This window comes from Arthrobacter sp. NPDC056691, from assembly GCF_042791415.1.
Lineage (GTDB): Bacteria > Actinomycetota > Actinomycetes > Actinomycetales > Micrococcaceae > Arthrobacter.
The window spans coordinates 62,583-85,467 of record NZ_JBHTXX010000014.1 but is presented as its reverse complement, the minus strand read 5'-3'; the positions used below and the strand labels follow the sequence as shown (position 1 = coordinate 85,467).

The window sequence follows — 22,885 nt, the reverse complement described above, 5'->3', positions numbered from 1 at the left end:
CACAGGCGACATGCCACGGACTCATCGGCAAGCCTGACGGACGATCACTTCCGCAGTGTCTCCCGGAGTGCATGCAGCATGGCGATAGGGCCGTGAACGAGGCCGGCACCTGTGTTGTTGCGCAGATGCCAAACGGAGCGGTCTGCGGTGAGGTCAGCGGCCACAACAACGTCCGAGCTCCGGAACTTTTCCTGAAGGTCCACACGGCCGGCGAGGGTCCGCGCAAGGCGCCTGGACTCGAGATTGTCCCTCAGAAGCCGTCCGGCAACACCGGCCGGGCCGGGCTTTCCTGCGGCGGCTGACACTAGCGAGGCGAACCGGCTGCCGCGGGGCTTCGCCAGCGGCACCACCGTCAGACGGTCGTCTCCGGCCGTGACGGTTGGCACGCCGTCATACGCGTAGACTGCCGTCCCTGTCATCTGGCCGGCATGCTGACCAACGGCTCCCAAGGCACGGTTCCACAGATCATCAATGACGGCCTGTGGGTGGCTGCTGCGGCCGACGACGATACTTACGTGCAGGGGTTTGGCGGAAGTCATGCCTGGCTCCTTTCTTCGGTGGCCGGCTGCGGATTGGCCGCGCCGCACCCTGCGATTTCCCGCAGCTCGGCGATGACCGGCTCCAGGATCGTACTGCGCAGGAACTGCTGGCCGTAGGCCCAGGCAGCGGCCCAGCGCTTTTCGTCCGGCTCCTGCAAAGCCTGTGCGCAATCACGCAGCGCATTGGATATCCCCTCAGGGGTGAGCTCCTTCGCAGGGAACCACAACGGATAAGCCCGAAGGAGGTCCGTGGCTGCGTTCTCCATGTCGTGCACGGAGACGATCGGCAGTCCGGTGGCCAGGTACTCAGTCGTCTTGCCGCCGGTCACGTATTTGCCGCTGGACAACAGGAGAATCAGGGCATCCATGCTGCCGTAGAACCCGGCAACATCGCGTTTGGAGATCGGCCCGTCGTAGCGGAGTCCGTTCTCGCGCCCGGTTCCAAAGATCTCGAGAATCTCGGCGCCTGCCGCCCCGGAAGCACTCAGCTTCCCGCGGAACACAGCCTCCGCCTGCGGGCTGTCCGGACCGAAGGCGGCGCTCCACCCGTCCAGGAATTCCTGCAGCGGCATATTCACGTACTGCAGCGTGCCGAGGTAACCAAAGCTTGGGCGTTCCGCAGGCTGCACGGCCGGCCTGGCGTGGCCCGGCTGGGGGTCGAAGCCGTTGGCCACCACCCGCATCAGGTGGGCCGACTCGGGGTAGCGGCGGGCGTACTCGTCCCTGATCTGGCTATTGACGAACCAGACCTGCGCGGCCTCGCGGAGATATTCCGCTTCGCGCTGCCCCACCGTGCTGTCCGGGGTGAAGTCTTCGGCCCCGGAGATGGTGTTGAAAGCCCATGCGTCGCGGTAGTCCATGACATACGGAACGCCTTCCAGCGCCCGGGCAACGCCAAATGCGACGTACGGGCTGGCCGACGCCATGACCAGGTCGACTGGCTTTTCCGCATGAATGCGCCGGGCGGCCTCGCTGGCGGGCTTCAGCCACGCCCCGTGGAAGTCCTCGGGGAAGTTCCGCCGGCTGCGGCGGCGCAGGGCGTCCTTCCACAGGTAGGGAGCCTCAATCCTGAACCGCGAGTATCGCCGGAGGTCTCCCTTTGCCGGTTCTTCCGCACCGCCGTCGTTCACTGCGACGATCCGGATGCCTGGGTGGACAGATTCCGCCAGCTTCGCATCGACTCCCGAAATCTGGGACCAGACCTGCGGGTCGACAGTGAGGACCGTGACATCCCAGCCGTCCTCGGCGAACGCATTGGCTACCGCCGTGCAGCGGTAGACCGACGATGCGGTGCTGGGCGGAAAGGCAAACGCGATGTAGAGCAGGTGGGGCTTGTTCATCGGGCGTTCTCCAGGGCTTTGGCGTAGCCTGCCTCGAGCCTGGGCAGCATGACTTCGGCGCTATGGTTCCGGCGCACGTAGGCGGGGCCGCCGAGTTGCCGGGACAGCGCCTGCGGATCTTTTAGCGATTCGAGGACGGCCTGACCGACGTCGGCCCTGGCGACGGACACGGTGGCCAGGTCATCCGGGTATCCGGACACGGGATCGGCGACGACGACCGGAACGCCAATCCCCAAGGCCTCAAGCTCGCTGGTGGCAAGAATTCCGGCAACCTGCCCTACCGCAACATGAGCGCTGGCCAATTCCTGGAGAAACTCACTCTTGGGCATCCTGGGCAACAGCGTGACTCCCAGGCCGGCCGCTTCGGCAGCCCGGTCACCCCAGTCCAGCCCAACAATGTCAACGCCGCTGTGTCCAACCGCGGCAACCACATCCGCCGCCACTTCGAGCAGGCGGTCGCCGCCCTTCGACGCATCCCAGCGCGAGGGGAAGAACACGCGGGGCCTGGCCGCAGGGCACCACTCTGGCAGTTCATCCGGCTCGACCGGAATGGGGAAGTATTCGGCATCTGAACGGACACTTTCAGCCTTGTCACGAAGGTCGGGAGTCATGTACCACACGTGCCCCGCGCCGTCGATGTCGCCTTTCATCACTGCGTGGTGCTGGTCCTGCCAGTAGTTTTCCCGGATGTCTGTCCCGTGAAGGGTGAGCGCGTACGGACGGGAGAATAGTCCGCGTGCCCATTTGGCCCTGCCGCCCATGTTCACGTGCCACAGCTGGGTTCTCGGATAGGCCGCTGCCTGCTCCAGCCGGAACCGGTAATACGCGGCCTTTGTTCCGCCCCTGGTCCAGGGACCCTGGATTATCTTCCAGGGCTTTCCGTGGCTGACCCCTGCCCTCACGATTGTCTTACCGACGTCGGCACAGTCGAACAGCTGGGTAACACGGATTTGGTCGCTCATGCCTTTTATCCTCTCATTGAGACCCGGCGTGGGCGATTCGCGGCGGGTGCGGCCCGTCGCAATATTCCGGCGAACCGTGTGCCCCCTAGCGAGGCAGTGCGGCGTCGCCAGCACAGCCTCGGCAAGCTGTGGCGCGTAGTATTGGAAAGACTCTTCCCCTTCCGTTCTGGAGTGATTCTTGAGACACCTGCGCCGCATCATGCGCGAACTGCTGCCGCTTTTGCCACAGAATGCGCGGAGGTTCCTCCTGCTCTTCGGTGTCCTGTCGGCGGTTCTTGCGCTTCTCGACGCAGCCGCCCTTGGCGTGTTTGCCCTCGTCCTTAACCAGATTCTCAAGGGCGGGGAAATGAGCCTGCCCTTGATCGGATCCATGAGTCAGGAATTTGGGCTGCTGTTGCTCGTCGGATCAGCCATGGTGATGATCCTGAAGTCAGTGCTGAACATCTGGCTGCAATGGGTCTCCACCAGGAAATTCGCCGATTATGAACTCGAGATCGGCACGGTGCTATTCCAGAGCTACATCCGGGCCCCGTGGACAGAGCGCATGAAGCGGTCCACAGCCGAGCTAGTACGGATGATCGATGTTGGTATCGCCAACACGGTCTCCGGCGTGCTGCTTCCAGCCGTCACCCTGCCGGCGATGGCTCTGACTTTTGTCTCCGTCCTGGTCGTTCTTATCGGCGCCTCGTGGCAGACCGCGCTGGCAACCCTCATCTACCTTGGCGCCATTGCCGCATTCCTCTACCTCTGGTTGTCCAAAAAATCCTATGAAGCCGGCAAGGTGAACCGGGACGCCGCCATGCGGATGTCCACCCTGGTTTCCGAGATGCTTGCGGCCCTGAAGGAGATCACGCTCCGGGACAAGGCGGATGAGGTTGGCGGCATCGTGATGCAAAGCCGTGAAACGGCCGCACGGTCCCGCTCGAATATCCGTTTCATGGGCGCGGTCCCGAAGTTCGTGATCGACATGGCCCTCATTGGCGGATTCCTCCTCATTGGCACAGTCGGCTACCTGATCGGCGGCATTGAGGCGGCAATGTCATCGGTGGCCATCTTCGGCCTGGCCGGCTTCAAGATGGTTCCCGCACTTACCGCCATGCAGTCGCAGATAACCGTGGTGCAGTCCACTCTTCCGTACACCGAGACCGTGATGGGCGACATCAAGGATGCCGCCGAATTCCGCAAGCACGCGGAAAAGCTGGGTAAGACTCCTATTCGGCATGAACCGAAAATGCTGGAACTCCATGACGTGGAGTTCACGTATCCGGGCGCCGGCCAGCCTGCCGTCCAGAACATCAACCTGCAGCTGCCCATGGGCTCGTCCATAGGTGTGGTGGGACAGTCGGGCGCCGGCAAATCCACCCTGATCGATATCTTCCTGGGCCTTCTGACACCTTCAGCCGGAACCATGGCCCTCGACGGCGTCCCCCTGGAGGATGTGCTGGCCGACTGGCGGAAGCGCGTAGGCTACGTGCCGCAGGAAGTCGCCATCTTCGACGGCACGGTGGCCCAGAACGTCGCCCTGACCTGGGGCAACGACATCGACGAAGATCGCGTTCGCACCGCCCTGCAGCGCGCCCAACTCCTGGAAACCATCGAGTCCCGCAGGGACGGCATCAACGGCCGGGTCGGCGAACGGGGCCTTGCACTGTCCGGCGGCCAGCGTCAGCGCCTCGGAATCGCCCGTGCGCTGTACATGGATCCGCTCGTGCTGGTGCTGGACGAGGCGACGAGCGCACTCGACACCGCCACAGAGGCGGCCGTGGCCCAGGCCATCAGTGAGCTGCACGGCGAAATCACCGTCATCTCGGTGGCGCACCGCCTGTCGACCATCCGCAACAACGACCAGGTGTGCTTCATGAAGGAAGGCACCATCCTCGCGCAGGGCACCTTCGACGAGGTTGTCCAGGCCAACCCGGACTTTGCCCAGCAGGCAGCCCTTGCCGGACTGCACTCCCCCGCCGGAGCAACCGCAGCCGGCAGTTAGCAGCGCGCCGGTAGCTGCCGGCTGCTCACCGCAGCCGGCAGCTAAACGTTCCCGGCCGCGATTCCCGCATACAGCTCCGTCAGGCGCGGCACAAAGGCCGCCGCGTCATAACGGGGCAGCGCCCATTCCCGTCCGCCCAGCCGCTTGGTGACCGCAACGGGATCATCCAGAGCCGCCACGACCTGCTCCACCACGTCCTCATCGGTTCCCTCGATCACGGGCGGCGTGGTCCCGTCGTCGGGCCGTGGAAGCCGGGACCCCAGGGCGGCGAGCGGGGCACCCATGCAGAGGGCCTCGAACTCGCTGGTGGCGAAGTTGTTGGTGGCCTGGCCAATGGTCACGTGCGCCTGCGACATGATCTTGTGGAAGTCATCCTGCGGCATCCGTTCCAGCAGGGTCACCCCGTTCCGGCGCGCGGCTTCGGCGCCAGGCCCCCAGTTGAGGCCGAGGATTTCTGCGCGGCTTCCGACGGCGGCGCTGAGCTTTCGCGCCAGCTCCAGCTGCCGCTCCACGCCCTTGTCGTCATCCCACCGCGAGACGAAAAGAACGGAGGGGCGCCCGCCAGGGTGCCACGAGGGCAGCGCCGCGGCGTCCACGAGGGCAGGAAGGAACTCGGCATCGGGCCGGGCGCGCAGGGCGTTCTCCGCGGTGTCGTTGTTGGCGAAGAAAACGTGGGCGGCCCCGTCGATCGCCTGCTGGATCTCGCCGTGGAACTGCGGATCGACCCATTGCTTGCGGATATCGGTCCCGTGAAGGGTGAGCGCGTACGGCCTGCGCGGCATGCCGCGCTCCCGGAGGAGCCGTGCGCTCGTTCCGTAGTGGACATGCACAACCTCGGCCGCGCGGAGCCGGAGCGCCCGGCGCGCGACGAAGGGAACGAACCGCGCCCGGGCAAGGAGCGGGTTCTTCGGGGCAGCGGTCATCGGCCGGACCTGCTCCGGCGGCATGTAGGCCCATTCGATGCCGGCCCTCGCCGCGGCCCGCACCATGTTGCGGGCCACGAAGGCACAGTCGTTGAACTGCAGAACCCTGGGTTCGGACCTCAAGAATTTCCCCTCGCCTGACTCGTTGGCTGGTCGGTTTTCAGGCACGTGCCAGCGCCGCCGTGTAGGCACGGTCGAACAGCTCACCCACGGCCTCGGGTGAGAATCTGTTCCGGATGGGGCGTGCAATGTCCCCTGCGGACACGTCTTTGAACGCGTCCCGCGCCTCCAGCACGGCCCGTCCCAGCGACTCCGGTGTCACGTCCTCCACCAGCCTGCTGTTTGAGGCGTCGGCGTAGTCGCTGAAGCCTCCCACCCGGGTTGCAACGACGGCGCGCCCGGCAGCAAGGGCCTCGGCTGCCGACGTGAAGAAGTTTTCCTGCGCCGTCGGGAGGAAGAAGAGATCGGCGGCCGACAGGTGCCGGGCCACCTCGGCAGGCCGGACCGATCCAGCCAGCGTCACGTGGTCAGCCAGGCCGAGCTCCGCAATACGGGATTCGACCGCGGCCCGCAGCGGCCCGTCCCCCACCCAGGTCAGGTGGGCCTCGGTGCCGTGGTCCCTGAGCCAGGCGATCGTGTCCACCGCTTCCAGCGGCCGCTTCCTGGCAACCAGTCCCCCGACGGCAGCCAGCCGGAGCGGATTCCCAAATGATGCGGGGACGACGGCGTCCGGCCCCTTCACCACGCACGGCACCACCGTCGCGGCTCCCGGCCGGGCAAAGCGCTGCATCTCCGCGGTCAGCTGTCCAGTAACGCCGGTGACCACATGGGGCAGCCGCAGGACCGCCCGGACTCCGGCCAGCTTTTCCCACAGGGGTGAAACACTCCCAGGGTTGACCACGCCGTTCCAGTGTTCCGTGTGCACCCAGGCCCGTCCCCGGCCGGCAAAGGTCCGGGCAGCCCATGGCAGCATGGTGACCAGGATGGAGGAGAACGCCATGGTGTGGACGGCGTCCGCCCAGGCCATTTCCTGCGCCAGCATCCGTGCCGACTGCACGAGGGTGAAGGGGCGCCCGGGATCGGCGGCAATGCGCCGCACCGGCGTTCCCTCCCACAGTCCGGATGCCTTCCCGGGCATGCCGAGCGCGCGTCCGAGCCTCACATGAACCACCCGCACGTCGTGTCCCCTGCCACGGATGGCTTCCACGTGTTCGGCGTTGAAGGGCGCCTCGGTGGGGTTTTCGTCATGGGGATACCACGTGGCAACTACCAGGATCTTCATGTGTTCCTTTGGCTGTCTGGGAATTATGCGGGGCCTATACGAGGGCTGAGGCGCTCATGAACCGGAAGGGGGCTTCCGGGTGCAGCACCCTGGTGACGTCGCGGGGCACCCATGTCTGCGGGCTGACAAAGCGGCGCCGGGCCTGGGCCAGCGACTTCATTACGTCCACGTCCGCTTCCTCGCGCGCTACGGCGTCGAGCAGTTTTCGGTCCGCCAGCGAGAGCGGGCGGGCAGCGTGCGGCGCCCGGAACAGCAGCTTCCGCAGCTCCTGGGCCATCTCCCGTGCATCGTCCCTGTCCCAGGTTCCGGCCTCGGCGCGCAGCAGGACATGCCCAAAGACGTGCACGCGGATGATTTTCGTGACGATCGCTTCCCTGGCGCGCTGCGGAAGCTCCGCAAACCACTCGGACAGCACCAGGTCGGTGGCGAAGGCCAGGTCCTCTGTGACCGGGCGCGGAGTGTGGGTCACCCGGACGGCAGCATCGGCGTGCACCAGGTAGCGGGGCAGGCCCCTGCCGTAGCTGATTTTCGCGCCGGAGAACCACAGCTTCGCGGAAAAGGACTGGTCCTCCCCCGTGGCGTAGGTCGGCGGGAACGTGAGGCCGAGCCCCCGCACCAGTGAGAGTCGCATGAGGCCCAGCGGCGCGGTCCGGTAGGTAAGGCGGTCCGCCACCGGGTCCAGGTGGCCGCGCCGGGTACGCCGGACCACGGGGGTGCGGATTGCCCCGCCGCCGGCATGGGCCATTGGGGCGATCAGAACGTCGGATCCGTCGCGTTCCGCGGCCTCCACCCACTGCGCCAGGGCGCCGGGCTCAACGGAGTCATCGCTGCCCATGATGGCCACCCAGGTGCCGCTTGCTTCGGCAATACCGTGGTTGAAGGGACCTGCCGGGCTCTTGATGCCGTCCACGTAGTGCAGGAAGCGGACAAGTCCCCGGTGCTCGGGAGCCACGCGGTTCCGGATCGGCTCCACGTCCGTGTTGTGGCAGACCACGTTGATCCGCAGGCGCCGCGGCGCTCCGGCCTGCGCGGCCAGACCGCCCTCCAGCAGGGACGCTACAGCGCGCCCCACCGGCCGGTCCGGGGTGTGCACGGCAATCACCACGTCGAGCAGCACGGAGTCCTGTGTTTCGTTGTCCACCCAGTAAGGTTATCGCGGGTCCAATGAAACCTTGCCGAGGAGCACGCACACCCCCATGAGCCAGAGCATCGAAGTGGTCATTCCCGTCCATGATGTAGAACGACCCTTCAAACGCGCTGTCGGCTCCGCCCTGGCACAGCGCGCGGAGCTGTCCCGGCTGGGTATTGAGCTCCGGGTGACGGTGGTCCTGCACAACCTCGGCGCCGACGCCGGGATGGTCAGCGCGGGTTCTGAATCCGGCGCTGGGTCAGCAGCCAGCTCTGAGTTCGACGGCGTCACCTGGCTGACGTGCGACGACGGCGTCCGGTCCCCCGCCGGACCCCGCAACCGTGCGCTGGACGCAAGCACGGCAACGTATCTGAGCTTCGTTGACTCGGATGACCATCTGGAACCCGGGTCACTGGCCGCCTGGTGGAAGGCCGCCCAGCCGGCCGGGGCCTCCGTAGTCATCGCTCCCCTGCGCACGCCGGAGGGAACCATCCTGCCGGCCCCCCGCATTCGGCCCTCGAAGCCGGCCGTCCTGGATCCCCTCAAGGACGGGCTGGCATACAGGAGCGTGCCATACGGACTGCTCCGGCGCTCCGTCCTCACCGACATCGGCTTCCGGTACGCAGAAGGGCTGCGGACCGGCGAGGACATCGAGGCAGCCCTGAAGCTGTGGTTCCGCTCAGGCCCCGTCTGCTACCCCTACGGCACCCCCGCCTATCACCAGACCGACGATTCCGGCGCCGGCCGCGTCACCAGTTCCCTCAGCAACCTGGCGGACGAATTCACGTGGCTGGAACGGCTGCTGGCGACCGATTGGCTGCAGCAAGCCCCACTGGCTGAGCGGCGCGCCGTGGCACTGAAGGTCCTGCGCGTCCACGGTATCGGCGCGCTGCTCCGCCGCGCCGGCGCCTCCGGCGTCCCGGACGATGCCCTGTGGAACGAGGCGGAGCGTGCGTACTGGGCGAATATGTCCTCGCGGCTGTACGCCTTTGCCGGCGGCAGCCTGCCCGAGCTGAGCCGCCGGGACGCGGAACTGACCCAGGCAGCCGCCGCAGCGGCCGATCTTCAGTCGCTGCGCACCGCCGTCGAACGCCACCGGACCGCCGGCCGCCTGGGCGACCTCGTCCCGGCCAGCCCCGCGGCGATCCTGTCGCGGGACTCAGTGCTGCGGCACTACCTGACGGAACGGCTGCGCGCCCGGGCCGGCGTCTTTACCCGGTCCTGACGGTACGCAGGCCGCCCGGGCGGAAATCTGTGCTGCCTGCAACTAAACTGGAACCCATGCGAATTCTCAGCGTCGTTGGCGCACGTCCCCAGTTTGTGAAACTTGCGCCGATTGCGGCAGCCATGGAGGGCCAGGCCGAACACCTGATCGCCCACACGGGCCAGCACTATGACGAGCTCATGAGCGATGTGTTCTTCCGCGACCTCGGCATCCCCGCACCGGACTTCAACCTTGGCGTTGGCTCAGGAAAGCACGGTGCCCAAACCGGTGCCATGCTGCACGGACTCGAGGAAATCCTGGAACAGTCTGCCCCGGATTGCGTCCTCGTCTACGGTGACACCAACTCCACCCTCGCCGCGGCCATCGCCGCCATCAAGATGCACATCCCCGTCGCGCACCTCGAGGCAGGACTGCGGTCCTTCAACCGCCGGATGCCCGAGGAGCACAACCGCGTCCTGACCGACCACAGCGCGGACCTCCTGCTGGCCCCCACCGAAGTGGCCGTCAAGCACCTCGCCACCGAAGGCCTCGCCGAGAGGACCGTCCTGGTGGGCGACGTCATGACCGACGTCCTCTTCAAGGTCCGTGACCTGCTCGACGGCGGTGACCAGCCCCTGCCTGTCGACGCGGCTCCGGGCGAATATTACGTCTGCACCATCCACCGGCCGGACAACACCGACTCCCCGGAACGCCTGGCCGCCATCATCGGGTCCCTGGCCAGCCTGGCGAAGCCGGTCTTCCTGCTGGCCCATCCCCGGCTCGTCAACCTTGCGGCCAAGCACGGCATCGAGCTGGAGCAGGGAGCGGTGCGCGTTGCGTCGCCGCTCGCCTACCCGCAACTGGTCCACGCCGTCCGGAACAGCGCCGGCGTCATCACCGACTCCGGCGGACTGCAGAAGGAAGCCTTCCTGCTCCGCACCCCGTGCACGACGATCCGCCCCGAAACCGAATGGGTGGAAACCGTGGAACTCGGCTGGAACGTGCTGGTGAGCAAGGACCTGAGCATCCTGGCCGACACGGTGCAGCGCCCGGCACCGGCTGCGACGGATGCCACGCCCTACGGCGACGGCCACGCCGCCGAACGCACTGTGGCAGCGCTGATCCAAACCTTCGGAAGCTGACACCACAGACCGCCTAAAATCAAGACCTCCGGAACGGGCGCAGGACGCCCGTTCCGGAGGTCTTTTGCTGTGTTAGCTGCAGGCCACCACTTTGAACAGCTTGGCGTTGCCCTGCTGGTCCACGAGCTGAACCGCCCCCGAGGATGCGAGGTTCTGCAGGCCCTGATAGGTCCTGCTCTGCGGGTGGTTCAGGAGATACTGCGTGCCAAAATCCAGGGCATAGGAAACTTTCGTCGCCCTCACAGCGTCACACACCGCGGGTGAGGTACCAGCGTCCGCGAGCGACTCCGCCACCACGCGCATGCTCTTGCTCTCCCGCTGCCCCATATGGAACTCCAGCACCTTGCGGTCGGCAAAAGCGTAGGCAAGTGACCCGCCGTTCCACGGGTTCACCGCGATGACCGCGTCTTCGGGTACCTCCGAGCCGAGGCGGGCCAACAGGGCGTACTCGTCTGACGACAGGATGGAGTCCTTGGTGTCGCGTTCGAAGAAGTACTGGCTGGACGCCACATAGCCCCGGACCGGGCCTGTCTGCGCGGCCCAGCCAAGGGCAAGGCAGACCGCCAGGATTCCGGCCAGGCCCGCAACGCCGGTCAGCCGCATCCGGCCTACCCTGCCCGGGGGCAGTTTCAGGGCAAGGACGCCGGCAGCTGCCTTGACAGTGTCGGCTGTGGCCAGCACGCCCAGGGCTGCAAGCACCACAGCGAAAATGGGAAGGTAGGCCGCGAGGCGGTAGGTGTCCTGGTACCAGGTGCCTGTGAAGAATGCCCGGGCCCAGCCCGCGGCAAAACCGGCGTCCACGACGTAAAGGAACCCGGCCACCAGGTAGCACCCGAGCAACCAGAGCTGTGTCCGCCGCCGGATGATCCTGGCTATGCCGATCAGTGCCAGTACGGAGATCAGAAGGGTGGCGTCCGTTTTCATGGGCCCGTTCGCAAGGACTTCACCGATGGCGCCAGGCACTGTCTGATGCGGTACCCAGCCGTTATACGGCGCTGGACGGAGCTTCTGCCACGCCACCACTACCGCAACCGCGCCCGCCACCGAGCCCAGGACCACGACCGCAAACTTCTTCGGTGCCGCCTTGGTCCGGATCAGCTCCCGGATGTAGAGGAAAAGCCGTGCCAGGACGACCGGAATGCTGAAGGCCAGAAGCGCGTTGACGGCGCTCATGTGGGACAGGGCCAGTCCAGGAACTGCCACGAGGAGGGCGAGCCAAGCGCGCAGCGGAGGTTCCCGGAGCGTCGGTGACAGCCGGCAGACGAAGATAACAGCGGCGACGCCGGCCGGCAACGCGCTGACGGAGAGCAGGTTAGGGAACAGCGGGCCCCACACCAGCAACAGATAGGGGAAAGCGAGAAAACCCGCCGACAGTACCCCTGCGGCCATGAGCCCAACGGGGCGCGGCCCGATGACTACGCGCGTCAGGAACACCACGGAGATAGGCCAGATGACCGCCGAAGCCACGAGGTTGACCGCGTTCACCGAGACAGGGACGGACGCGCCGGTCAGCTGGGTCACGAGGGCAGCCAGCGAATGCCACACGGCGGGGTACACGGAGGACAGTCCGCCGGTCCCGCCGGCCATGCTGCCGAGGTTCAAGGTTGAGGCGTTGCCCGTATCCAGCACGTAGCGGACCGCGTTCAGGTGAAAGACGTTGTCGTAGCGCTGGGAGATGTTGTCGGGTTCACCGATCAGCTGGATGACCCGGCGGGCAATGAGGAGTGCACCGACGGCAACACCGATGGCGCCGGCCGCAAGGGTCGGCCAGCCGTCGCCCTGCTGCGCCGCCCGCTGCAGTGCCGTTGCTTCCCGGCGCTGCCACGGGCGCCGCATCACGGCCCATGCTGCGGCGGACGCCAGAGCGGCCGTCACAAGCACGACGCCGATCCCCCACTCCAGGTGGACGAAGGGTGCCAGCACGGCGCCAACGCCCGCGACGGACAGGGACAGCACGGGCGCGAGTCCCAGCAGGCTGGTGCGCCGGAACCCGAGAGACCACGCAAGCGCAGCACCGGGAACGAGCACCACGGCCACTGCCGCTAGCAGCGCCGGCAGCGAAGTCAGCCAGGACAAATTTCCTCCAAGAGTGTGTTAGTTGCCGCGGAGCCGGCTGATCACGTCGGCCACCGGGCCGTCCATGGTGACCCGGCCGTGTTCCAGAAGTACTCCGCGTTCGCAGACGTGGGCCACGAGGTCGAGGTCGTGGCTGACCACCACCAGCGTCTTGCCGGCCGCCGCGAGTTCCTTGATCTTGGCCAGGCACTTCTTTTGGAACGGCTCGTCGCCCACGGCGAGGATTTCATCGACCAGAAAGACGTCGGGGTCCGTGTGGACTGCCACTGAGAACGCCAGCCGGAGGTACATTCCCGAGGAATAGAACTTGACCTCTGTATCGATGAACTCGCCGATCTCGGCAAATTCGACGATGGAGTCGAATTTTTCCTTGATCTGGGCCTCGGTCATCCCCAGGATCGCGCCGTTCAGGAACACATTGTCACGCCCTGAGAGGTCAGGGTGGAACCCGGCGCCGACCTCGATCAGTCCGGCAACGCGTCCGCCGGTGCGGACAGTGCCGGAATCGGGGAGCATGACGCCGGAGATGTGCTTGAGCAGCGTTGACTTTCCCGAGCCGTTCAGTCCCAGGAGGGCCACTGTCTCGCCATGTTCGACGTCGATGGACAGGTCCCGGAGCGCATGGAACTTCTTTGACAGGTCACCTTTGCGGCCCCGCAGGAGCCACACAAGGGCTTCCTTGAGTGACCGGGTGTGCCGCAGGACGAACTGTTTGTTGATGTTGCGGATTTCAATTGCGGTGGTCAAGACTCACAGCTCCTGTGCGAAGCGGCCCTCAAGCCGGCGGAATGTCCACTGGCCGAGGAAAAGGATGGCAAGCGAGACGAGCAGCCCCACGGGAACCCAGACGGTGACCAGGTTGGGCGGGCTTCCCTCTGCCCCTGCCGTAGTCGGCAGCCAAAAGGCATGGTGGAAGCACTCCACCGCGATCGTGATGGGGTTGAGCTGGTAAACCGTGAACCAGGCTTCGCCGGCCTTGTCCAGCACCATCCGCCAGGAGTACAGCACCGGGGCGACCCAGGTGGCGATCAGCAGAATCAGGTCAACGAGGTTCTCCGAATCGCGGAAGTACACGTTGACGGAGCCGAAAAACAGGCCCAGGCCGGTGGCAAGCAGCGCAATCATGACAAAGCCGGCGACGGCGGTGACCGCCTCCAGCGGTCCGGGGCGCCAGCCGCTGAAGAGGCAGGCCACCACAAGCACGAACAGCTGCGGGAAGAAATGAACCGCCGAGACCCATACCGAGGACACCGGAAACAGTTCCCTCGGCAGGTAGATCTTGTTGATCAGCCCGCTGTTGTTGACGATCGACCGTGTTGCCGTGCTCAGGGACTCCGTGAAGAAGTTCACCAGGATGATGCCGGAAAACAGGTAGACCGCGTAGTTGGGCAGTCCTCCCCTGTTGGTAGGGCTCTGCTCCAGTCCCAGGAAAACACCGAGGGCAATGTAGAAGGCAATGAACTGGACCCCGGGCTTGACATAGGTCCACAGCAGTCCGAGGACCGAGCCCCGGTACCTGATTCTGAGTTCCTTGCGGACCAGGAGCTTGAGGAGGAACCTGGAACGGAAAACGTCAACGAGCCCGTTCCCGGTTCCCGGCGCCACCAGCGCCCGGCCGGAGTCCTGCTGAGTGGGAGAGGTGCGTCCGTTTGTCACTGACCGGGCTTCTGCTGATCAGCCTCGGAGCCGGAGTTGGCCGCGAAGGTCTGGCGCCAGGCATCCGGAGACGTGAAGTTGGGCAGTTCCTTCTTGTAGGACGCGGAGAGCTCGTCCCAACGGGCCAGCACGCGAGTGTGCAGGGCAAGGCTGCGCAGCAGCTCCTTGCGGAAGCGGACGTTGTCGCGGCGGTACCAGGAGGCGCCAGTTCCGTCCGAAGCCGACACGAGTGCTGAATCCAGGTGCGAAAGCCGCCACCAGCGTGCGTCCGCCGCGGGTACCACGGCCTCGGGGTGCTCTGATGCGGCCGGGTCCACGGGGCGGAGCTGGCGGATGGCCCCGGACAGCGCGCTGGACACGGTCTGCGCGAAGTTCTTGGGCCGGGAGGGAACCAGGCCGAACTTCGGCAGGTGCAGCCGCTTGACGGCGGGGAACTCGGTGATGTCCTTGCTGACCTGGGCATCCGGGAATTCCGAACGGACTTTGCGGATCTCGGGGAGCTTGCCGCCGATTGTACGGTGCAGGTGCGAGGGCCCGTCGAGCAGGTCCTGGAGGGCACGGTTCCTCAGCTCCACAGCCGAGTACTGGAGCGAAAGCAGGTGCCGGACATCCTGGAGGAAGCTTTCGATGGGAAGGCGGCCGCCCTTTTCGTACTGCGAGTACAGCATCGCCGCCACCCACCGGTTCCGCTGGTGGAAGTAGGCCTGCCAGTCGATGGTGTCGTCTTTTTCCGTCCAGGGCATGTGCCAGACTGCCGCGCCGGGCAGGCTCACCGTCGTGTAGCCGTTTGCCTTGGCACGGATGCCGTATTCGACGTCGTCCCACTTGATGAAGACGGGCAGGGCCAGCCCGATCTCCCTGATGATCGACGTCGGGATCAGGCACATCCACCAGCCGTTGTAGTCCACGTCGATCCGGCGGTGCATCCACGGGGTGGTGCGCAGGTTGCTGGCGGAGAAGTCGTGGGCGCTCTGTCCCTCGCCGATCGGCTCGTACTGGAACCGGTACTCGTTGATGCCCTCGCCGAAGTTGTGGATCACGGAGCGTTCAAACAGGTTGAACATGTGGCCGCCCACGATGGTGGCGCTGCGGGTGAAGTCGGCGAAGTTGACGGCCCGGAGGACGCCTTCGGTCTCCACGACGACGTCGTCGTCGAGCAGCATGACGTACTTGCTCTCTCCGCCCTCGACGGCCTCGTGCATGCCCCGGGCAAAGCCGCCGGAGCCGCCAAGGTTGCCCTGCTCAACGAGCTTGAACTTGTCGCCGAGCACGGCCGCGGCTTCGTCGAAGCCCGGCTCGTCCCGGACCTTCTGGTTGCCCTGGTCCGTGACGATGAGGCGGTCCATGACCGCCAGCAGGTCCTCGGACTCGGCAAAGGTCCGCAGGTGCTTGACGCAGTAGTCCGGCCGGTTGAACGTGGTGACCGCAATGGACAGTGACCCGGCCGTGAACCCCTCGGGCTGCGGAACAGACCAGTCGGCCTGCTTCAGCTTCACATCGTGGCCGTGGGCGACGAGGTCGAACCAGTACCAGCCGCCGTCGGCGAAAGTGGTCAGCGAGAGGTCGCAGGTGGCGGTGGCGCCGCCCGTGACATGCAGGCTCTGGACGCGGTTTGAGCTGCCGCGGGGGCTGGACTTGTAGACGATGACCGTCGCCTCGGCGTCCACCTCGATGCTCAGGCGGACCTGCTGCACGTCGGTGTGCGCCCGCCAGTAGCTGGCGGGGAACGCGTTGAAGTATGTTCCGAAGGAAACGCGGCGGTGCGCGGGCAGCGACAGCTCGCGGCGGCCAAGGATGAAGTCCGAACGCATCTCGCTGCGCTGGGACACAACTGGTGATGCCGCGCCCCGCTTGCTGCTGGTGTCCTGCGATTCCACCACTCGGCGGGCGGCGTCGAAGTCGACGTACAGCGGGAGGGTGTCGGTATCGCCGTCGACCGGGAATACAACGCGGTGGACTGTCTTCCACACAGTCCCGTCAGTGCCCGGTTCGGTTCCCTGCCGGAACTCCGTCGCTACGCTCATGCGTCTACTCCTCCGCTTTCCAGCTTCGCACCGCCGCTGAAGTGCGGCTTGATCTTGTTGTCGAACATGCTCAGGGCTGATCCGATGGCCATGTGCATGTCGAGGTATTTGTAGGTTCCCAGCCGGCCGCCGAACAGCACGGAATCCTCGCCGCGGGCCAGGTCGCGGTAGGCCAGAAGCTTCTCGCGGTCCACTGCAGTGTTCACCGGGTAGTAGGGCTCGTCGCCTTTCTCGGCAAAGCGGGAGAACTCCCGCATGATGACCGTGGCGTCCTTCGTGTAGTCACGCTCGGGGTGGAAGTGACGGAATTCGTGGATCCGGGTGTACGGGACGTCTTCGTCCGGGTAGTTCATCACCGCGCAACCCTGGAAGTCCTCGATCGGGAGGACTTCTTCCTCAAGGTCGATGGTGCGCCAGGACAGGTCGCCTTCGGCGTAGTCGAAGTAACGGTCCACGGGGCCGGTGTAGATGACCGGCACCTGGCCGCGCACGGCCTCCCGGCCGAATTCGCCGCCGTCGAAGAAGTCGGTGTTGAGGTGGACCTCGATGTTCGGGTGGTCGGCCATCCGCTCGATCCACGCGGTGTAGCCGTCAACCGGCAGTCCCTCATACGTGTCGTTGAAGTAGCGGTTGTCGTAGTTGTAGCGGACCGGGAGCCGGGAAATGATTTCCGCAGGCAGATCCTTGGGGTCGGTCTGCCACTGCTTGCCCGTGTAGTACTTGATGAACGCCTCATACAGGGGCCGGCCGATCAGCTGGATCCCCTTGTCATTCAGGTTCTGCGGATCGGTGCCCGCCAGTTCGCCGGCCTGCTCCTGGATGAGGGCCCGTGCCTCGCCGGGGCCCATGGAAGACCGGAAGAACTGGTTGATGGTGCCCAGGTTGATGGGCATGGAGTACACCTCGCCCTTGTGGCTGGTGTAGACCTTGTGCTGGTAACCGGTGAACGCCGTGAAGCGGTTCACGTACTCCCAGACCCGCTCGTTGGAGGTGTGAAAGAGGTGGGCGCCATACCGGTGGACCTCGATGCCGGTCTTGGACTCATTTTCGCTGTACGCGTTGCCGCCGATGTGGTGGCGGCGGTCCAGGACGGCAACCTTTAGCCCCAGCTCCGTGGCGGCGCGTTCCGCGATTGTCAGGCCAAAAAAACCCGAACCGACTACGACGAGATCAGCGTTCACAACTCTCCTGTGTGTTTTGGTGGCAGGGTTCAGCAGCCCTATCTGCCGGGTCTAGACTACCCGAAGTTAAAAAGCGTCCCGTATTCCGGGGCGGCTCGGGCACGCCAGCCCGACGATTCCGAATGAGGTTTCACCGGCGGCGAAGGCGGCCATCCCGGCCTTGGTCTGACGCCGCAAACTACGCCCCGGACGGAACGGTGGCGAGCACTTCAGCGGCGGCATGCTTCCCTGACGTTGCCAGCGACGCATGCTGCAGTACCCAGCCGGCCCTGGCGTCCCGGCCGTCCGCGTTGCCGCCGGATTTTTCCCCGGACGCCACACGGCACATGGCCGCGGCAACGCTTTCCACGTCGTAACTGGCCGATTCGCCAAGTCCGTTGCCGGAGACGAGCGCGGCACCCTCCCCCGTTCCGGCGAAGACCACAGGAGTCCCGCAGCCCGCCGCGGCGTAGATCTTGGTGGGCTTGGCAAAGTCGTAGCCCTGGCCCGGCTTGATGCTGACCAGGGCCGCGGCTGCCCCCCGGATCCAGCGGGCCGCGTCGGCGGGAGGAATGACGCCGCCGAACGTCACGTGGCCGGGCGCTGTTTCCTCTGCAAGCTCCCTGAGATGGGGCTCGTCGGCACCCTGGCCGAAGAAGCGGATGCTGGCGCCGGGGTGCTCGGCGAGCACAGCAGGCAGTGCACGGATGAAGATATCGGCGCCCTGCCACTCGGACATGGTTCCGGTGTACACAAAGTACGGTCCGTCAGACCCGGCGGTCTCCCCCTCGGGTCCGAACACCGAGGTATCGATCCCGTTGCCGACCACAGTGATGCGGTTCGGCTGAACGCCGAACTGCCCGACCTTCTCAGCCACGGCGTCAGAGATGGCGATGACCCTGGCTGCCCGGCGAAGCGCAAACCCTTCGGCGGCCCGCATGACGCGGATGACGACGTCGGGCACGTCCGTCGCGGACAAAGCTTCAGTCCAGATGTCGGCGGCGTAGTAGACAAACGGCCTTCGCCGCAGGGCCGATGTCAGCGCCACGACCACGCCGGTGGTGGGCGGCGGCTCCGACACGACGACGTCCGCCCGGGAAAACAGCAGCCGGAAAAAGGCGGGCACGTCAAAGCTCATGTACTGCACGTAGCCGCGCACGTTGCCCCCGGCGTCCCGCAGCACGGGCCACCGGGAGACCTTGTAGCGAGGCAGGAACGCCGGCGATCCCTTGGGCGGCCTGGTAGTGAGGACGCTAACGTCGGCACCCTTGGCCGCCAGGCCGTCCACGAGGGCTTTCAACCGGAACGAGGCAGCACCCACTTCCGGAGTGAAGAGCCGTGTTGCCACGGTGACCCTGACAGGCCGGTTTTCACTCACGAAGCAGCAATCTTCACGATCTGCCGGTTGGTGGCGGACTCCAGCACGGCTTCGGCCACGCGGAGCGTGTCCAGGCCTTCGCGCATGGTGACGACGTCGCTGCGCAGTCCGAGGACGGCGTCGCGGAAGGCTTCGTGTTCGGTGCGCAGCGGCTCCGGCTTGGCGATGGCGAGCCGGGTGACGTTTCCTTCGGAAACCCCCCGGAACGCGGCCATGGACTCCCATTCGGTGGCGACCGTGCCGTTCTCGAAGAACGTCAGGTCTGCCGTGATGGTGTCGGCGACGAAGGCGCCCTTTTCACCGGTGACGATGGTGAGGCGTTCCTTCATCGGGGAAAGCCAGTTGACCAGGTGGTTGGTGATGACGCCGTTGCCCAACTGACCTGTCGCGGCGACCATGTCCTCGTGCGGGCGGCCGCTGCGCGTGGTGGTGCGCGCGAAGATCGACTCAAAGCGGCTCTGCGCGAGCCATGCGGTCAGATCGATGTCGTGCGTGCCGAGGTCCTTGACCACTCCGACGTCGGCGATCCGGGCCGGGAAGGGGCCCTGGCGCCGGGTGGCGATCTGGTAGACGTCGCCGAGTTCGCCGGCTTCGATCCGCTTGCGCAGTGACTGCAGTGCCGGGTTGAACCGTTCGATGTGGCCGACGGCGCCGACGAGCCCCTTGGCGTCGAAGGCGTCGACCAGGCGCTGTCCGGCCTCGGCGCTGGAGGCGATCGGCTTTTCCACGAGGGTGTGGACGCCGGCCGCTGCCAGGGCGAGTCCGACTTCTTCGTGCAGTCCGGTGGGGACAGCCACCACTGCCATGTCGATGCCGGCGGCAATGAGCTGTTCCACGGACGACAGGACGTCCAGCTGGCCGGCGACGCCGTGGGGGTCGCCGAAGGAGTCGGCGACGGCGACCAGGTCGACGCCGTCGAGCTCCCGCACCACCCGTGCGTGGTGGCGGCCCATCATGCCCAGGCCAATGAGGCCGACGCGCAGGTTAGCCATCAGGCACCTGCCTGGACGAGCTTGTTGACCGCGGTGACGATGCGGTCCAGGTCGTTCTGGCTCAGGGACGGGTGAACCGGCAGGGAGAGGACTTCCTTCGCAGCGGTTTCCGTGTTGGGCAGGTCCTCGGTGCGGTTGAACGAGGGCAGCCGGTGGTTCGGAACGGGGTAGTACACGCCGGTGCCGATGTTGTATTCCTCGCGGAGTGCCTTGGCCAGTCCGTCGCGGTCCTCCGGAACACGGATCGTGTACTGGTGGTAGACGTGGGACGCGCCCTCGGCAACCTTGGGCGTACCGACGCCCTGGAGGTTGGCGGTCAGGAACGCCGCGTTCTGCTGGCGCTGCTCTGTCCAGCCGAGGACTTTCTTGAGCTGGACCCGGCCGATGGAGGCGTGCAGGTCGGTCATCCGGGCGTTGAAGCCCACGAGCTCGTTTTCGTACTGCTTTTCCATGCCCTGGTTCCGCAGCAGGCGCAGGTTCCGCTCCACGCCGGCGTCGGGGGTGGAGACCATGCCGCCCTCGCCGGAGGTCATGTTCTTCGTCGGGTAGAGGCTGAACATGGCGAACTTGCCGAACGTTCCAACCTTCTGGCCCTTGAAGCTGGCACCGTGGGCCTGGGCGGCGTCCTCGTACAGGTCGATCCCGCGCTCTGCGGCGAGCTTCCCGAGACCCTCGACGTCGAACGGGTGGCCGTACAGGTGCACGGGCATGATGCCCTTGGTCTTCTCCGTGATCAGCGAGGCGACGTGGTCCACATCCAGGGTGTAGTGGTCCAGTTCGATGTCGGCAAACACGGGGGTAGCCCCGGCCAGCGCCACGGAGTTGCCTGTGGCGGCAAACGTGAACGAGGGAACGATGACTTCATCGCCCGCCTTGACTCCCGCGGCCAGGAGCCCCAGGTGCAGGCCCGAGGTGCCGGAGTTTACGGCCACGGAGGAGCGGCCGTCGAGGAGGACCTCGGAGAATTCCTTCTCGAATTCGGCGACCTGCTGGCCCTGGGCCAGCATTCCGGTGGCCAGAACGGCGTCGACGGCGGCCCGCTCGTCGTCGCCGATGATCGGCTTCGCCGCGGGGATAAAGTCGTAGCTCATGCGTTCTCCTCAGACTCTTTCAGGGAATTTCCGTCTTCAATGTACTTGGCGCCGGTAGCGGGGCAGACCCAGAAGGCGCCCTCCTGGCGCAGCGGCTCGCCGGCCTTGCCCACCCAGCCAAGACGGCGGGCAGGAACCCCGGCCACCAGGGCAAAGGCCGGCACATCCTTGGTGACGACGGCGCCGGCCGCAACCGTGGCCCAGCGGCCCACCGTCAGCGGGGCAACACACACGGCGCGGGCACCGATGGAAGCGCCGTCCTCGATGGTCACGCCCACCGGAATCCAGTCATGGGCACTCTTGAGGGAGCCGTCGGGGCTGACCGAGCGCGGGTAGGTGTCGTTGGTCAGGACCACGGCCGGACCGATGAAGACACCTTTGCCGAGCTTGGCCGGCTCGTACACCAGGGCGTAGTTCTGGATCTTGGTGTTCTCGCCGATCTGCACTCCGGTGCCGACGTAGGCGCCGCGCCCCACGATGCAGTTCGCGCCGAGGTTCGCCTGTTCGCGCACCTGGGCCAGGTGCCAGATTTTCGTTCCGTCGCCGAGGATTGCCTGGTCCGAAACGTCGGCGCTCGGAGCAATGGTCGTCGTCATACTTTGGTTCCTCTCAGAAGTGCCGCTGCGGCCCGGCCACAGCGGCAAGGCTGCCGCTAAGCGCTCTCAGGCCTTGCCGATAACGCGGTAAACGACGCCGTCCCACTGGTCGGCGGAGCTCACCCGGCGGCCGTCAATGAAGGCCTTGATGCCGGGCAGGTCAGCCGGGGACAGCGTGCGGTATTCGGCGTGGTCGGCCTGGACGACGGCCGCGTCGACGGGTTCGCCAACGTGGTACGCCGTGAAGCCCAGCTTCTCGAGTTCGGCATCCGTGTAGAGCGGATCGTGGACCGTCACCACGGCGCCGCGCTTCTCGAGGCTGGACACGGCGTCGAAAACGCCGGAGAAGGCCGTTTCCTTCACACCGCCGCGGTAGGCGGCGCCCAGCACCACCACACGGGCATCGGCGAGGTCGCCGTAGGCGCCCTCAAGGAGGCCCACGGTGTAGTCCGGCATGTCAGCGTTGGCAGCCCGGGCAGCGCGGACCACCGTCGCCTCGGGGTCGTTCCAGAGGTACAGGCGCGGATACACCGGGATGCAGTGACCGCCGACGGCGATGCCCGGCTGGTGGATGTGGCTGTACGGCTGCGAGTTGGAGGCCTCAATGACCTGGTAGATGTCGATGCCCGCGGTGCCGGCGAACCGGGCGAACTGGTTGGCCAGCCCGATGTTCACGTCGCGGTACGTGGTCTCGGCCAGCTTGGCCAGCTCGGACGCTTCAGCGGACCCCAGGTCCCACACGCCGTTGGGCCGGCGAAGGTCAGCACGCTCGTCGAAGTCCAGCACGGCTTCGTAGAACTCAACAGCCTTGGCCGCGCCCGCCTCGGACAGGCCGCCCACCAGCTTGGGGTACTTGCGAAGGTCCTCGAACACCCGCCCGGTCAGCACGCGTTCCGGGGAGAAGACCAGGTGGAAGTCCTGGCCCTCAACCAGCCCGGAGCCTGCCTCGAGGGCGGGCTTCCAGCGCGTCCGCGTGGTTCCCACCGGCAGGGTCGTCTCGTAGGACACCAGCGTGCCCGGGGTCAGGTGCTTGGCCAGCTCGGCGGTTGCGCCGTCCATCCAGCCGAAATCAGGCTTGGCGTCGGCGTCCACGAACAGCGGAACAACCAGCACGACGGCGTCGGCGCCCGGAACAGCTTCGGCATAGTCCGTGGTGGCGCGCAGCTTGCCCGCCGGCACCAGTTCGGAAAGTTTCTCCTGCAGGTGGGCCTCGCCGGGAAACGGCTCGGTGCCCGCGTTGATAAGCTCCACGACCTGCTGGTTGACGTCGACGCCAACGACGTCATGGCCCTTGGAAGCAAACTGGACGGCCAGCGGCAGCCCGATTTTTCCCAACGCAATTACAGCAATCTTCACGAGTCAGAAGCCTTTTCTCTCAGGACTGGCAGGCGGCAGCCACGCTGC

At 66.1% G+C, this 22,885-nt stretch carries 19 protein-coding genes; 3 read left to right on the top strand and 16 right to left on the bottom strand.

The window, feature by feature from the left end; genetic code table 11:
• Positions 1-44 precede the first annotated feature (44 nt).
• The 3 genes from ACFRAU_RS13140 to ACFRAU_RS13130 are packed head-to-tail and all read right to left on the bottom strand — an operon-like array spanning position 45 to position 2,841.
• Entirely contained in the window at positions 45-539 is a 495-nt protein-coding gene (locus ACFRAU_RS13140) for a hypothetical protein (protein ID WP_377997391.1), read from the bottom strand.
• Positions 536-1,879: a glycosyltransferase gene (locus ACFRAU_RS13135; protein WP_378000226.1), complete on the bottom strand. Its 1,344-nt coding sequence runs from the start codon at positions 1,877-1,879 to the stop codon at positions 536-538. The genes ACFRAU_RS13140 and ACFRAU_RS13135 overlap by 4 nt, the downstream gene beginning before the upstream one ends.
• Positions 1,876-2,841: a hypothetical protein gene (locus ACFRAU_RS13130; RefSeq protein ID WP_378000225.1), complete on the bottom strand. Its 966-nt coding sequence runs from the start codon at positions 2,839-2,841 to the stop codon at positions 1,876-1,878. Before ACFRAU_RS13130 ends, ACFRAU_RS13135 begins: the two co-directional genes overlap by 4 nt.
• 178 nt (positions 2,842-3,019) lie before the next feature.
• Between ACFRAU_RS13130 and ACFRAU_RS13125 the strand changes: the two genes are divergently transcribed.
• On the top strand, positions 3,020-4,828 hold the full coding sequence (locus ACFRAU_RS13125; protein ID WP_377997388.1) for an ABC transporter ATP-binding protein: 1,809 nt from the start codon (positions 3,020-3,022) through the stop codon (positions 4,826-4,828).
• A 41-nt stretch (positions 4,829-4,869) separates the two neighbouring features.
• Here the strand turns inward: ACFRAU_RS13125 and ACFRAU_RS13120 are convergent, their stop codons facing one another.
• From ACFRAU_RS13120 to ACFRAU_RS13110, 3 genes are read right to left on the bottom strand one after another with little or no spacing between them, the layout of a single operon-like run.
• Positions 4,870-5,874 carry a hypothetical protein gene (locus tag ACFRAU_RS13120; protein WP_378000224.1) on the bottom strand — a complete coding sequence of 335 codons (1,005 nt, stop codon included), beginning with the start codon at positions 5,872-5,874 and terminating at the stop codon, positions 4,870-4,872.
• Positions 5,875-5,911: 37 nt separating this feature from the next.
• Positions 5,912-7,033, bottom strand: coding sequence for a glycosyltransferase (locus ACFRAU_RS13115; RefSeq protein WP_378000223.1), 1,122 nt, complete (start codon positions 7,031-7,033; stop codon positions 5,912-5,914).
• Between the two features lie 34 nt (positions 7,034-7,067).
• Positions 7,068-8,174 (bottom strand): glycosyltransferase, encoded by a 1,107-nt coding sequence (locus ACFRAU_RS13110; RefSeq protein ID WP_378000222.1) that lies wholly within the window; start codon positions 8,172-8,174, stop codon positions 7,068-7,070.
• A gap of 55 nt (positions 8,175-8,229) precedes the next feature.
• On the opposite strand from ACFRAU_RS13110, the gene ACFRAU_RS13105 reads away from it, so the two are divergent.
• Together ACFRAU_RS13105 and wecB are read left to right on the top strand one after the other, a co-directional pair.
• Positions 8,230-9,387, top strand: coding sequence for a glycosyltransferase (locus ACFRAU_RS13105; protein ID WP_377997384.1), 1,158 nt, complete (start codon positions 8,230-8,232; stop codon positions 9,385-9,387).
• Between the two features lie 56 nt (positions 9,388-9,443).
• Positions 9,444-10,508 carry a non-hydrolyzing UDP-N-acetylglucosamine 2-epimerase gene (gene wecB / locus ACFRAU_RS13100; protein ID WP_377997383.1) on the top strand — a complete coding sequence of 355 codons (1,065 nt, stop codon included), beginning with the start codon at positions 9,444-9,446 and terminating at the stop codon, positions 10,506-10,508.
• A 72-nt stretch (positions 10,509-10,580) separates the two neighbouring features.
• Here the strand turns inward: wecB and ACFRAU_RS13095 are convergent, their stop codons facing one another.
• The 10 genes from ACFRAU_RS13095 to ACFRAU_RS13050 form a co-directional block, all read right to left on the bottom strand.
• The gene (locus ACFRAU_RS13095; RefSeq protein WP_378000221.1) at positions 10,581-12,584 is read right to left on the bottom strand and encodes a DUF6541 family protein; all 2,004 of its coding nucleotides are present in this window, start codon (positions 12,582-12,584) and stop codon (positions 10,581-10,583) included.
• An 18-nt stretch (positions 12,585-12,602) separates the two neighbouring features.
• Positions 12,603-13,331: an ABC transporter ATP-binding protein gene (locus ACFRAU_RS13090; RefSeq protein WP_377997954.1), complete on the bottom strand. Its 729-nt coding sequence runs from the start codon at positions 13,329-13,331 to the stop codon at positions 12,603-12,605.
• 3 nt (positions 13,332-13,334) lie between these two features.
• On the bottom strand, positions 13,335-14,240 hold the full coding sequence (locus ACFRAU_RS13085; protein WP_377997953.1) for an ABC transporter permease: 906 nt from the start codon (positions 14,238-14,240) through the stop codon (positions 13,335-13,337).
• Entirely contained in the window at positions 14,237-16,264 is a 2,028-nt protein-coding gene (locus tag ACFRAU_RS13080) for a glycosyltransferase (RefSeq protein ID WP_378000220.1), read from the bottom strand. Before ACFRAU_RS13080 ends, ACFRAU_RS13085 begins: the two co-directional genes overlap by 4 nt.
• Positions 16,261-17,445 carry a UDP-galactopyranose mutase gene (glf, locus tag ACFRAU_RS13075; protein ID WP_378000219.1) on the bottom strand — a complete coding sequence of 395 codons (1,185 nt, stop codon included), beginning with the start codon at positions 17,443-17,445 and terminating at the stop codon, positions 16,261-16,263. Before glf ends, ACFRAU_RS13080 begins: the two co-directional genes overlap by 4 nt.
• Before the next feature lie 178 nt (positions 17,446-17,623).
• Complete coding sequence (locus ACFRAU_RS13070) at positions 17,624-18,802, bottom strand: glycosyltransferase family 4 protein (protein WP_378000218.1); 1,179 nt, start codon at positions 18,800-18,802, stop codon at positions 17,624-17,626.
• Positions 18,799-19,794, bottom strand: coding sequence for a Gfo/Idh/MocA family oxidoreductase (locus ACFRAU_RS13065; protein WP_378000217.1), 996 nt, complete (start codon positions 19,792-19,794; stop codon positions 18,799-18,801). The genes ACFRAU_RS13070 and ACFRAU_RS13065 overlap by 4 nt, the downstream gene beginning before the upstream one ends.
• A complete protein-coding gene (locus ACFRAU_RS13060; protein ID WP_377997947.1) occupies positions 19,794-20,885 on the bottom strand; it encodes a DegT/DnrJ/EryC1/StrS family aminotransferase in 1,092 nt (363 codons plus the stop codon). The genes ACFRAU_RS13065 and ACFRAU_RS13060 overlap by 1 nt, the downstream gene beginning before the upstream one ends.
• A complete protein-coding gene (locus ACFRAU_RS13055; protein ID WP_377997946.1) occupies positions 20,882-21,481 on the bottom strand; it encodes an acyltransferase in 600 nt (199 codons plus the stop codon). Before ACFRAU_RS13055 ends, ACFRAU_RS13060 begins: the two co-directional genes overlap by 4 nt.
• A gap of 66 nt (positions 21,482-21,547) precedes the next feature.
• Positions 21,548-22,837: a nucleotide sugar dehydrogenase gene (locus tag ACFRAU_RS13050; RefSeq protein ID WP_377997945.1), complete on the bottom strand. Its 1,290-nt coding sequence runs from the start codon at positions 22,835-22,837 to the stop codon at positions 21,548-21,550.
• Positions 22,838-22,885 lie beyond the last annotated feature (48 nt).

Excerpts from the sequence above, each read along its gene's own strand:
- ACFRAU_RS13140 (WP_377997391.1), bottom strand. The coding sequence starts at position 539 with ATGACTTCCGCCAAACCCCTGCACGTAAGTATCGTCGTCGGCCGCAGC.
- ACFRAU_RS13105 (WP_377997384.1), top strand. The coding sequence starts at position 8,230 with ATGAGCCAGAGCATCGAAGTGGTCATTCCCGTCCATGATGTAGAACGA.
- ACFRAU_RS13115 (WP_378000223.1), bottom strand. The coding sequence starts at position 7,033 with ATGAAGATCCTGGTAGTTGCCACGTGGTATCCCCATGACGAAAACCCC.
- ACFRAU_RS13065 (WP_378000217.1), bottom strand. The coding sequence starts at position 19,794 with ATGGCTAACCTGCGCGTCGGCCTCATTGGCCTGGGCATGATGGGCCGC.
- ACFRAU_RS13060 (WP_377997947.1), bottom strand. The coding sequence starts at position 20,885 with ATGAGCTACGACTTTATCCCCGCGGCGAAGCCGATCATCGGCGACGAC.
- wecB (WP_377997383.1), top strand. The coding sequence starts at position 9,444 with ATGCGAATTCTCAGCGTCGTTGGCGCACGTCCCCAGTTTGTGAAACTT.
- ACFRAU_RS13080 (WP_378000220.1), bottom strand. The coding sequence starts at position 16,264 with ATGAGCGTAGCGACGGAGTTCCGGCAGGGAACCGAACCGGGCACTGAC.
- ACFRAU_RS13130 (WP_378000225.1), bottom strand. The coding sequence starts at position 2,841 with ATGAGCGACCAAATCCGTGTTACCCAGCTGTTCGACTGTGCCGACGTC.
- ACFRAU_RS13135 (WP_378000226.1), bottom strand. The coding sequence starts at position 1,879 with ATGAACAAGCCCCACCTGCTCTACATCGCGTTTGCCTTTCCGCCCAGC.
- ACFRAU_RS13055 (WP_377997946.1), bottom strand. The coding sequence starts at position 21,481 with ATGACGACGACCATTGCTCCGAGCGCCGACGTTTCGGACCAGGCAATC.